We start from the raw sequence: 11,092 nt of genomic DNA on the forward strand, positions 1-11,092 counted from the left end.
GGCCTGCAGCGGGGCCAACTCAGCACACAGCTCTGCGAGTTCCGTGCCATTCAGCCCGGTCAGGCGCGGGTCCGCCAGACGGGCCAGAAGTTCGCGGCGTCGGCCGGCGACGCCGTGCGCCTCGCTGACAGGCAGGGCCTGTGGCGCGGAGGGTTCGGGCAGCAGGGTGTAGTTCCACTGGCCGTGAACCTCATGCCGGACCAGCGGCAGCGCGGCGAAGCGGTCCTTGCTGATCGCGATGCCGGTGGGGTAGTCACCGGGATCCAGGTGGGCCTCGACGCGCAGACCAGCCCGGGTGCGGGTGGCGGCGATCGTCTCGATAACGACTTCGTGGCTGGTCAGCGGCCTGCCACGCCAGTTGTGGGTGATGTGGGAGAACAGCCGGTGCTCGATTTTGTTCCATTTGCTTGTGCCCGGACAATGCCGTTGCTTGACTACCGAACTATCACGGGCTGTAGCGTGATGATCCGGTAGGAGAGCTTCGACGAGTACTTCGAGTCCGGACGCTTCAGATGTCGGTCCGCCTCCCGCAGGCGCCTGGCGCCGTTGTCGAGCTTACGGCGAACCTTTGCCGCCAGCACCACCAAGAACTCCTTGATCTTCGTGGGCGTGTCCGTGCACTGGCGGACCACGCTGCGCCGTGCGTGCTTGAGGACCTTGACGAAGGAGACCCGGTCCGGGGGAATCCCGGTGTCGTCGGCCAGAGCGATGATGACCTGCGTGAGGCAGTGGTGTACGACCAGATGCGCCCAGACCTCCTGGCGCACCAGATCCGGGTCACCCGAGCGCAGGACCTCGGCTGGCCCGCGCTGGAAGGTCTTGATCTGCCGGAATGCCGACTCCGCCTCCCACCGCGAGTGATAGAGCCCTGCCAACTCCGCCGCCGGATATGCGACCGGGTCCACAAGGTCGGTCAACAGCCTGACCACCTCGCCGTCATCGACGCGGTACTCGATCACGCGGACCAGCACACCTCCGGGATGCGCGCCTTTCTGCCCGGCCAGGTTCATCCTCGCCAGGTAAGTACCGTCGGGCAGATACTTGACCGGGCGAGCAGCAACGCTCGACCGGGCACGGATTAGCAGATGAGCCCCGGTCCCGGTGTATGCCTTCCATAGCGCCACCCCGGGAAAGCCGCGGTCCATGATGACCAGCATCCCGGCCGCCGCGTCGGCCATTTTGATCGCCAGCTCCGGCTCGCCGCCGTTGAATCCGCCCACCGCCGCGTCGATCTGTGCGTGGGTGCCGCACTCGGTCAGCGTCACCCCCCGGACCTGCGGGAAACCCGCGGGCTGGCCGTTCTTGACCGGTCCGCCGAACGCGGCCCGATTGGCCGTCGTGTCCGGCACGTCCAGCACGAACCCGTCCACTGCGGCCAGCCGCATCTCGCGATAGAAGGCGCTCTTCAAACCGACCGGAGCCAACGGCCCGGCCAGCTCCCGGAACATGGTTTCCAAGACCTGCGGTCCCAGGCGCCTTCGCGCCCGCGTGAACGAGGACTTGTTGGGGATGCTCTCACCCAACTCCGGGATACTGCCGACAAGCTGCTCGGCGACGTCGTCGTAGGAGTCCTGCTGAAACAGGGCCAGAGCGAGCGTGAAGTAGACCATGAACCCGGCCGGCAGGGCGCCGGACTTCTTGTCGCGAACCCCGCATTTCTCCAGCACTTCACCGACGAGCTCCGGGGTCACCCAGCGTGTCACCACTCCCAGCCGCACATGATCAGATATCCCCACCCATGGATGCATGCCGGGCTCAACGATCACTGTGAACCGTTCCGGGTTCGGTAGAGATCTCAGTTGTTGGTTGTGACCTGGGGTTTTGTGGTTGCCCGGTAGTGGTTGTTCTCGTATTCAACGGGCGGGACGTGGCCTATCTCACCGTGGAGTCGTCGGTGGTTGTACCAGTCGACGTACTCGGCGGTGGCGAGCTCGACGTCGGACAGCGTCTTCCACGGCCGTCGGGGCTTGATCAGCTCGGTCTTGAACAGCCCGATCGTGCTCTCCATCAGGGCATTGTCGTAGGCGTCGCCGACCGAGCCGATCGAGGCGGCGATACCGGCGGCGTCCAGGTGCTCGGCGAGCCGGAAACTCGTGTATTGCGACCCGGCATCGGAGTGATGGATCAACTCACCTGGCTGGACTGGATGTTGATCACGGTCGCGCTGCCAGATCGCCATCTCCAGGGCGTCCAGCACGAAGACCGTCTCCTTCACGGTGGCGGCCGACCAGCCGACGATCCGGCGGGAGAAGGTGTCCACGACGAAGGCGACGTAGACGACGCCGGCCCACGTTCTGACATGGGTGAAGTCCGCGACCCAGCAGCGGTTCGGGGCGCCGGCGACGAAGTTGCGGTCCACGAGGTCGGGAGCCCGCCCGGCCTGGCCGCCGGGAAGCGTGGTGATCACGCGTTTGCCGCGGACCGCGCCGGTGATGCCGAGCTCGCGCATCAGGCGTTCGACGGTGCAGCGGGCCACGGCCTGGCCCTGCCGGTTCAGCTCCCGCCAGATCTTCCTCGCCCCGTAGACGCGGTAGTTGGCGTCGTAGACGTGCTGGATCAGTTCCTTCAGCTCGCCGTCCCGCACGGTCCTGGCGGACGGCGCGGTCCGGCGTCTGCGGTGGGCATAGTAGGTGGAGGGGGCGATCCTGCAGTCGTGCATCGTCAGCACGCGGCAGATCGGCTCGACGCCGCCGAAGCGGTCCTTGTGCTCGTCGATGAACGCTACGAGCGTGTGTGTGGCCGGTCGAGCTCGGCCGCGAAGAAAGACGCCGCGGCTTTGAGGATCTCGTTCGCCCGCTTGAGCTCGGCGTTCTCCTTCTTCAGCCGCTTCAGCTCGGCGGACTCCTCCGTCGTCGTCCCCGGCCGGGTCCCAGCGTCGATCTGGTCCTGCCGTACCCACTTCCGCAGGGTCTCGGTCGTGCCGATGCCCAGCTTCTGGGCGACCGCTTTCATAGCGGCCCACTCGGTGTCGTACTCCGGCCGCACCTCGGCGACCATCCGCACCGCCCGACGGCGCAGCTCAAGCGGGTACTGGGAAGGACGTGCCATGACTCGATCCTCTCAAATGATCGAGTCCCTACCGAACCCGGAACGGTTCAGTCAGGAGGGACTGCTGCATGATCGGGTGACAGCGGGGTTTATGCAGCCAGAGCTGCGGGTGGGGTCATGATGGTCTCGTACTCGACGGGGGTCAATCGGCCCAGGCGTCGTTGCCGCCGGCGCCGGTGGTAGGTCCGCTCGATCCAGGTGACGATCGCGATCCGCAACTCCTGGCGGGTGGCCCAGACGCGGCGGTCGAGGACGTTCTTCTGCAGCAATGCGAAGAAGCTCTCCATTGCGGCGTTGTCGCCGGCGGCCCCGACCCGGCCCATTGAGCCGACCAGGCCGTGCCGGGTGAGGACGGCGGCGACCTTGCGGGACCGGAATTGCGATCCGCGGTCGGAGTGCACGATGCATCCCGCAGCGGGGCTGCGGCGGGCAACGGCGGACTCCAGCGCGGCCACCGCGAGGCGGGACTTCATCCGGGCGTCGATGGAATAGCCCACGATGCGGCCGGAGTACACATCCTTGACGGCGCACAGATACAGCTTGCCCTCGCCGGTCGCGTGCTCGGTGATGTCCGTGAGCCACAACCGGTTCGGCCCGTCCGCGGTGAAGTTCCGCCGCACCAGGTCATCGTGGACCGGTGGCCCGGCTTTGGCATTCTTCCCGCGGCCCCGGCGTTTGCCGAAGGCACTCCACCAGCCGTTGTCCCGGCAGATCCGCCAGGCGGTCCGCTCGGCCATCGCCTCACCGGCGGCGTGGGCCTCGTCGAGAAGGAAGCGGTGCCCGAACTCGGGATCGTCGCGGTGCGCCTCGAACAGGGCGTTGGCCCGGTATGCCTCGGTCAGTTCCGCGTCGGTGGCAGGCCGGGCAAGCCACCGGTAGTAGGGCTGGCGGGCCAGCCCGAGCACCCGGCACGTCACCGCCACCGGCACCCGGTAAGGGGCATCGGCGGCGGCCAGCTCACGGACGAGCGGGTACATCATTTTGACGGCAGGTTCGCCTGCGACAGATACGCCGCAGCCCTCCTGAGCACCTCGTTCTCCTGCTCCAACAACCGGATCCGCTTGCGGGCCTCGCGCAGCTCGGCCGACTCACCCGACGTCGTTGCGGGCCTGGCGCCCTCATCGGTCTCGGCGCGGCGCAGCCACTTCGACAACGTGATCGGGTGGACCCCGAAGTCAGCGGCGATCTGCTCCAGCGTGACGCCGGGCTCGCGGTTGCGCGCGACCCGCACGACGTCCTCGCGGAACTCCTTCGGATACGGCTTGGGCACTGCAACATCCTTCCAGGCCGCCTCTCAGCAAGCCAGGTCAGGTGTCACTCAACCCTGCAGCAGTCCCGGACCCCTACCGCGACCCGGTCCGACAGCCGCTCACCAGATGACTTCAGCTGACCTGCTCTTGGCACACCAACAACAACGACCGGATTACACCTAAGTTACCGGTGTTGAGGCTAGCTCGTGCCGTCCGCACCGTCTGTTGTGGAATCCGCCGGGTACTCCTCAGCCGCAGGGCCCCCACCCCCTGGCTCGGTCCCACTCGACACTGTGTCAGCCATGTGAGGGCCACATGCCCCGGGATCACCAGCAAAGTCAGGCCTTGCCTCTGACCGTGCCAGCCCCTCGGAACGATCGCTGGCGCACTCACCGTTGGTGGGGTGACAGCACAGAGCTAGCAGGTAGAAAGCTTTCGTCGTCTCGGGGTGCTGGATCTCGTCGATCACGTGGTCCCACTCCGGGTCGCCCGTCCTGGGCAGGCCGCGAAGTGCGTGGCTGTGGACCTCGATGCTTTTGTGGATCATCGTTCATCTCCTTCAGGAGCACTGCCCCCTTGCTATGGAGAACGCGGACGATCTTGTCCCGGATCACCGGATGGGCCGGTTTTCGCCCTGCGAGTGAATGTTCGCACTTGCCGTCAGCCCGACGGGAAGAGTGATCTTGAACCACAGTTCAAGCGTCGCTGGACGAGGGAGGGCTGTCGGTCAACTCGCTGGTTGGCGCCCTGTAGCCAATCGGTTTCGTTGTGTTGACGAGCTGACTCGTGTAGTGATTTAGTCACTTAGAAGCGCGGCCGGCACGGTGGGAGAGAGCTCATGAGGCGAGGCCTTTCAGACACAACACCAGCAACCCCACCGCATGCTCCGGTAGGTCGCCCTTTGACCTTGTCGGAGCGGCTTGCGGCCGGCCTGCTCAACTTGATCGTTGAGCAGTCGCTAAAGCCGGGCGAGGCCTTGCCGACCGTCAAGGCGTTAGCGAAGCAGTTCTCCGTCACGGCACCGACGATGCGAGAGGCCCTCCGTAGGCTGCAGGCAACCGATACGGTGGAACTTCGCCACGGCTCCGGGGTGTACGTGGGCAACGGTGTCTACCGTGCACTGATGCCTAACCCAAACTCGGCACCGATGGAAGACGAGTTAGTTCTTGAGACGGTGGCGGCACGCCTCATTATCGAGCCGGGCATCGCGGCGCTGTGCGCGCTGCACCGTACCGAGGATGCGCTTGCACGAATGAAGTCGGCCGTCGAGACCTGGCAGCATGATCCCTCGCAGGTCGATCCGCTCTTCGACTTTCATCGCGAGCTTGCAGCTGGCTGTGGAAACCGCCTCGTGTACGAACTACTCGACTCCCTCCTCTCGCTGCGAGACCCTGAGCAGACGATGCATCGCCTCACGGCGTCTGTTCGGCGTCGCAGCCACGAGGAGCACCGGGCGATATTCGAGGCAGTGCGGCACGGCGACTCAGGCTCAGCCGAAGCCCTGACCCGTGCCCACCTGAAGACACTCCACGATGAAACAGCCATACTCCTGGCGGATCGCTCCGTTGGCCACGTCGTCGGAGCTGACTCCAACTGAAGAGGCGTCAAGATGAAGCAAGAATCGGTGTGCGCTCGGGGACACCGCGTTCCATCGTCTCGCCGGTGCGGCACGGCCCGACGCCGCAGGGGTAACAACCCCTGACCCCTGCGAACGGGGACGGTCGGCAACCAAACCGACGCCGCGCGGACTGACCCGACCTGTCACAGCATTTCCTCAACTGCTCCCGTAGCAGTTGCTTGCTTGGGTTCCCCGGTCGCCCTTCATGACATCCGGAGGTGCGATGACCTTTCTGTTTCCGCACGCTGATCCCTTCACCGATCGTTGATCAGATCAAGAGCATGGCTGCAGGCAGGGAGACGAAGATGGGCACGATCAAGGTAGCGGTGCAGGCGGCCGATCCAATCACAAAGATCGGTTTGCTCAGTCAGATCAAGCAGGAACCTCGGATTGCGGCGGTCACAGAGGAATCCGGGAGCGCTGACGTCCTGGTGGTGGCGGTTGAGGACGCGGGTACTGCCGCAATCGAGATGCTGCGGAAGCTCTCGCGCTCGAACCAACGCATCCTCTTCATCGTCGATCACCGCCGGCCTGTGGACCCACGCAGGGTGGTCGAGTGCGGCGTGCGCGCTGTTATCTGGCGCGACGAATTCACCCCCGCCAAGTTCACCAGTGCCATTGTGTCCATTGGCGAGGGGCGTGGTGACCTGCCACTGGTCCTCCAGGGGGAACTGCTCGATCAGTTGCAGCGCACCTACCGCGAGGTTCTGGCGCCGCAGGGCCTGACCGCCAGCGGGTTGGCCGAACGAGAACTCGAAGTCCTGCGGCTTGTAGCGGAGGGGTACACCTTGGAGGAGATGTCCGAGAAGCTTCGCTATTCCGAACGAACGGTGAAGAACATACTGCACAGAACCATAAAACACCTGAATCTCCGCAACCGCGCCCAGGCCGTCTCCTTTGCCATTAGGAGCGGCTTGATTTAGCGGCGATCGCCCTAACCGCCCTGACGATCCTCGCCCCCAATCGAGGCTCTGGCCCCCTCCCCATCGGCTGCTGCGACCCGCAGTTCCGGGGGGCCTGTCACCGCGCCATGGCTTTGCGTACTTAAGAACGTCGCTGGCCAACTAGCTGACCAGCGCTGAAATTGATAATAGTCGAGCATGAGGAGTGATCAGTGCCGGTAAAATCCCCCGAACTGGCCGTTCGCCATAGCGCGACCGTTGTTCCACCGGGCCCGAGGAAGTCTGCAGTGCGCAGCTCCTCTCAGCCCGCCGGAAGATGCCCTCAACGCACCTTCACCGTAGCAGTCTATGCCACTGATCCTATCACCGAACTCGCTCTGTCCAGTCATCTGAATGAGGACCTTCGTCTGATTCCGATTGGTTCCGATCGGAGTCAAATGGCTGACGTTACCGTGATAGCGGTGGAGGACGCGGATCGCGTCGCACTAGACGTCCTCCGAACCATGAGCCGTTCGCATGCCAGAGGCATCTTCATCGTCAGCAGGCGCTGGTACATCGATCTGCACACCGCTGTCGATTGCGGCTTGCGAGGGGTAATTTGGCGATCAGAATTCACTCCCGCGAAGTTCATATCGACAATTACCGCGGTCGGGCAGGGCGGGGCCGACCTGCCCCCTGACTTGCAGGGAAAGCTGCTCGACGAAGTTCAGCGAATGCGGCGTGACGTGCTGGCCCCGCACCGCTTGATCGATCCCTGTCTGACGGAGCGGGAAATCGCCGTTCTACGCCTTGTGGCGGACGGTTGCACGCTGGCAGAAATCACTTCGCAGCTCCCCTACTCCGAACGTACGGTGAAGCACGTGCTCCACAACGTAATGAGACTGCTCAACGTGCGCAATCGCGCGCACGCAGTCTCCTACGCGGTGCGCGCCGGCCTGATCTGACGGTGCGATGCCGGGCCGCACCGGGTGCGTGCGTCGCGGCGGCGACCGCCTCCTAACCTCGCGCTTTCACGAGGCAGGGTGAACCGTTCCGGGTTCGGTAGAGATCTCAGTTGTTGGTTGTGACCTGGGGTTTTGTGGTTGCCCGGTAGTGGTTGTTCTCGTATTCAACGGGCGGGACGTGGCCTATCTCACCGTGGAGTCGTCGGTGGTTGTACCAGTCGACGTACTCGGCGGTGGCGAGCTCGACGTCGGACAGCGTCTTCCACGGCCGTCGGGGCTTGATCAGCTCGGTCTTGAACAGCCCGATCGTGCTCTCCATCAGGGCATTGTCGTAGGCGTCGCCGACCGAGCCGATCGAGGCGGCGATACCGGCGGCGTCCAGGTGCTCGGCGAGCCGGAAACTCGTGTATTGCGACCCGGCATCGGAGTGATGGATCAACTCACCTGGCTGGACTGGATGTTGATCACGGTCGCGCTGCCAGATCGCCATCTCCAGGGCGTCCAGCACGAAGACCGTCTCCTTCACGGTGGCGGCCGACCAGCCGACGATCCGGCGGGAGAAGGTGTCCACGACGAAGGCGACGTAGACGACGCCGGCCCACGTTCTGACATGGGTGAAGTCCGCGACCCAGCAGCGGTTCGGGGCGCCGGCGACGAAGTTGCGGTCCACGAGGTCGGGAGCCCGCCCGGCCTGGCCGCCGGGAAGCGTGGTGATCACGCGTTTGCCGCGGACCGCGCCGGTGATGCCGAGCTCGCGCATCAGGCGTTCGACGGTGCAGCGGGCCACGGCCTGGCCCTGCCGGTTCAGCTCCCGCCAGATCTTCCTCGCCCCGTAGACGCGGTAGTTGGCGTCGTAGACGTGCTGGATCAGTTCCTTCAGCTCGCCGTCCCGCACGGTCCTGGCGGACGGCGCGGTCCGGCGTCTGCGGTGGGCATAGTAGGTGGAGGGGGCGATCCTGCAGTCGTGCATCGTCAGCACGCGGCAGATCGGCTCGACGCCGCCGAAGCGGTCCTTGTGCTCGTCGATGAACGCTACGAGCGTGTGTGTGGCCGGTCGAGCTCGGCCGCGAAGAAAGACGCCGCGGCTTTGAGGATCTCGTTCGCCCGCTTGAGCTCGGCGTTCTCCTTCTTCAGCCGCTTCAGCTCGGCGGACTCCTCCGTCGTCGTCCCCGGCCGGGTCCCAGCGTCGATCTGGTCCTGCCGTACCCACTTCCGCAGGGTCTCGGTCGTGCCGATGCCCAGCTTCTGGGCGACCGCTTTCATAGCGGCCCACTCGGTGTCGTACTCCGGCCGCACCTCGGCGACCATCCGCACCGCCCGACGGCGCAGCTCAAGCGGGTACTGGGAAGGACGTGCCATGACTCGATCCTCTCAAATGATCGAGTCCCTACCGAACCCGGAACGGTTCAGGGCGTCCGGTGGGTGATCAGAAACGCAGAGAGTGCTCCTGACCTGCAACGATGGGACTTGTCTAGTGTCCAGGTCGTCGCATGAAAGAAGCACTCTCCAGGTGAAGAAGCGTATCGGGTCCTACCCGCGTGTCCGCGTCGAGGGCGGTGGCCGCGGGGTGGTGTCCCAGGCCGGTGGTGTGCTGCTGGTGGAGACGATCCGCAAGTCCGGTCTGGATCAGGCGATATCGGCGGCGCTTGAGCCGTGGCGAAGGCCGCGGGCGGTGCATGATCCGGGCAAGGTCCTGCTGGATGTGGCGCTCGCGGTCGCGCTGGGTGGGGACTGCCTGGCAGACGTCGGTCTGCTGCGGGCCGAACCGGCCATGTTCGGGCCGGTGGCCTCCGATCCGACGGTATCCCGGCTGATCGACACGCTGGCAGCGGGTGGGAAGCGTGCTCTGACCGCACTGCGGCAGGCCCGCTCTCAAGTCCGTGAATGTGTGTGGACGTTGGCCGGTGAGGAAGCTCCGGACGCCGGCGGGCAGGTGGTCGTGGACCTGGGCGGGGTGCTGGTGATCGCGCATTCCGAGAAGCAGGATGCGGCCGCGACCTGGAAAAAGACGTTCGGGCACCATCCGCTGATGGGGTTCGTCGACCACGGCCGGGGCGGGTCCGGGGAGCCGGTGGCCGGGCTGCTGCGGCCCGGGAACGCGGGCAGCAACACCGCTGCGGACCACATCGAAGCCGCCAGGATCGCCCTGAAGCAGCTGCCGAAGAAGTACCGGCGCGGACGGCGGACGCTGATCCGCACCGACTCGGGCGGCGGCACCCACGAGTTCGTGGACTGGCTTTCCGCGCGCGGCCGGTGGCTGTCCTACTCGGTCGGCATGACCATCACCGATGCCATCCACCAGGCCGTCGGGAAGGTCCCGGCATCGGCCTGGACGCCGGCCGTCGAGCCCGACGGCGAGATCCGCGACGGTGCCTGGGTCGCCGAACTCGACGGCGACTGCCTGACCGGCTGGCCCAAGGAGATGCGGCTGATCGTGCGGAAGGAACGCCCGCACCCCGGCGCCCAACTGCGCTTCACCGACGCCGACGGCATGCGCCTGACCTGCTTCGCCACCAACACCAAGCATGCTCCGATCGCCGCGCTCGAACTGCGGCACCGCCAGCGCGCGAGGGCCGAGGACCGCATCCGCGCCGCCCGCGCCACCGGCCTGCGCAATTTGCCCCTGCACGACACCGCGCAGAACCAGATCTGGCTGGAGATCGTCCAGATCGCCCTCGACCTGCTCGCCTGGATGCCCATGCTCGCTCTGGCCGGCACCGCCCGGGTGTGGGAGCCCAAACGCCTGCGCCTGCGGCTGTTCTCCATCGCTGCCCAGTTGGTCACCACCGGCCGCCGCCGCATCCTCCGGCTCGCGAAACACTGGCCTTGGACCAACCTGATCACCGACGCGTGGGCACGACTCGAAGCCCTCCCCAGCCCCGGCTGACCAACACTTTCTCGTCCCTACGGGCAGCGCAAGCCCACCGGAGCAGTGGAACCCGGCGCCCACCCGACGCGACTGCCGGGGCGATGTCATGCCCGAAACCCACAGCACAGACAGAAACAGCCCGCCAGATGAACTGGCGAGCTGTCATGAAAGCCCGAGGCTAGATTCAACCGGTCAAGGCAACACTCTCGGCTGGTGTGCGGAACCCCAGGCACTTTCGCGGACGGTTGTTGAGCTTCGTCGCGATGGCGTCAAGGTCGTGAGCTGCCCCGAGTTTCGTAGAGTCCGGTGGTCTTGTTTCAGGCGGACTGCGGGGTGGCTTCCTGTTGTCGTCAGAAGTCGCGTTCGTACTCGGCGGGCGGTACGTAGTCGAGTGCGGAGTGCAGGCGTTCTTCGTTGTACCACGTGACCCACTGGAAGATCGCCCGTTCGACCTGGTCGAC

General features: G+C 65.6%; 9 protein-coding genes and 1 pseudogene. 4 read left to right on the forward strand and 6 right to left on the reverse strand.

Features of this window, described 5'->3' with window-relative positions; translation table 11 throughout:
* Nucleotides 1-156 precede the first annotated feature (156 nt).
* From QFZ82_RS01570 to QFZ82_RS01585, 4 genes and pseudogenes are all read right to left on the reverse strand, one after another.
* A pseudogene (locus QFZ82_RS01570) lies at nt 157-417 on the reverse strand (ISAzo13 family transposase); the annotation flags it as partial.
* Nucleotides 418-434: 17 nt separating this feature from the next.
* On the reverse strand, nt 435-1,748 hold the full coding sequence (locus tag QFZ82_RS01575; protein WP_307711407.1) for an IS4 family transposase: 1,314 nt from the start codon (nt 1,746-1,748) through the stop codon (nt 435-437).
* Nucleotides 1,749-1,795: 47 nt separating this feature from the next.
* Nucleotides 1,796-3,048, reverse strand: a protein-coding gene (locus QFZ82_RS01580; RefSeq protein ID WP_307711254.1) for an IS3 family transposase whose coding sequence is annotated in 2 segments (ribosomal slippage) — nt 1,796-2,766 and nt 2,766-3,048 — 1,254 coding nt in all. Because the reading frame shifts where the segments join, the coding sequence is not laid out codon by codon here.
* Nucleotides 3,049-3,137: 89 nt separating this feature from the next.
* A protein-coding gene (locus QFZ82_RS01585; protein ID WP_307711400.1) for an IS3 family transposase occupies nt 3,138-4,318 on the reverse strand; the annotation gives its coding sequence in 2 pieces (ribosomal slippage) (nt 3,138-4,031 and nt 4,034-4,318; 1,179 coding nt in all).
* Nucleotides 4,319-5,199: 881 nt separating this feature from the next.
* On the opposite strand from QFZ82_RS01585, the gene QFZ82_RS01590 reads away from it, so the two are divergent.
* The 3 genes from QFZ82_RS01590 (at nt 5,200) to QFZ82_RS01600 (ending at nt 7,762) form a co-directional block, all read left to right on the forward strand.
* Complete coding sequence (locus QFZ82_RS01590) at nt 5,200-5,895, forward strand: FadR/GntR family transcriptional regulator (RefSeq protein WP_307711401.1); 696 nt, start codon at nt 5,200-5,202, stop codon at nt 5,893-5,895.
* A gap of 326 nt (nt 5,896-6,221) precedes the next feature.
* On the forward strand, nt 6,222-6,839 hold the full coding sequence (locus tag QFZ82_RS01595; protein ID WP_307711402.1) for a response regulator transcription factor: 618 nt from the start codon (nt 6,222-6,224) through the stop codon (nt 6,837-6,839).
* Between the two features lie 440 nt (nt 6,840-7,279).
* Complete coding sequence (locus tag QFZ82_RS01600) at nt 7,280-7,762, forward strand: response regulator transcription factor (RefSeq protein ID WP_307711403.1); 483 nt, start codon at nt 7,280-7,282, stop codon at nt 7,760-7,762.
* A gap of 106 nt (nt 7,763-7,868) precedes the next feature.
* Here the strand turns inward: QFZ82_RS01600 and QFZ82_RS01605 are convergent.
* A protein-coding gene (locus QFZ82_RS01605; RefSeq protein ID WP_307711254.1) for an IS3 family transposase occupies nt 7,869-9,121 on the reverse strand; the annotation gives its coding sequence in 2 pieces (ribosomal slippage) (nt 7,869-8,839 and nt 8,839-9,121; 1,254 coding nt in all).
* A gap of 151 nt (nt 9,122-9,272) precedes the next feature.
* Between QFZ82_RS01605 and QFZ82_RS01610 the strand changes: the two genes are divergently transcribed.
* Nucleotides 9,273-10,649 (forward strand): IS1380 family transposase, encoded by a 1,377-nt coding sequence (locus QFZ82_RS01610; RefSeq protein ID WP_307711320.1) that lies wholly within the window; start codon nt 9,273-9,275, stop codon nt 10,647-10,649.
* A 332-nt stretch (nt 10,650-10,981) separates the two neighbouring features.
* On the opposite strand, the gene QFZ82_RS39635 is transcribed toward QFZ82_RS01610, so the two are convergent.
* Nucleotides 10,982-11,092 (reverse strand): integrase core domain-containing protein (locus tag QFZ82_RS39635; protein WP_373429218.1); only part of this gene is annotated, 111 nt, incomplete at its 5' end.

This window comes from Streptomyces sp. V4I23, from assembly GCF_030817975.1.
GTDB lineage: Bacteria > Actinomycetota > Actinomycetes > Streptomycetales > Streptomycetaceae > Streptomyces.

Excerpts from the sequence above, each read along its gene's own strand:
- QFZ82_RS01595 (WP_307711402.1), top strand. The coding sequence starts at position 6,222 with ATGGGCACGATCAAGGTAGCGGTGCAGGCGGCCGATCCAATCACAAAG.
- QFZ82_RS01575 (WP_307711407.1), bottom strand. The coding sequence starts at position 1,748 with ATGCATCCATGGGTGGGGATATCTGATCATGTGCGGCTGGGAGTGGTG.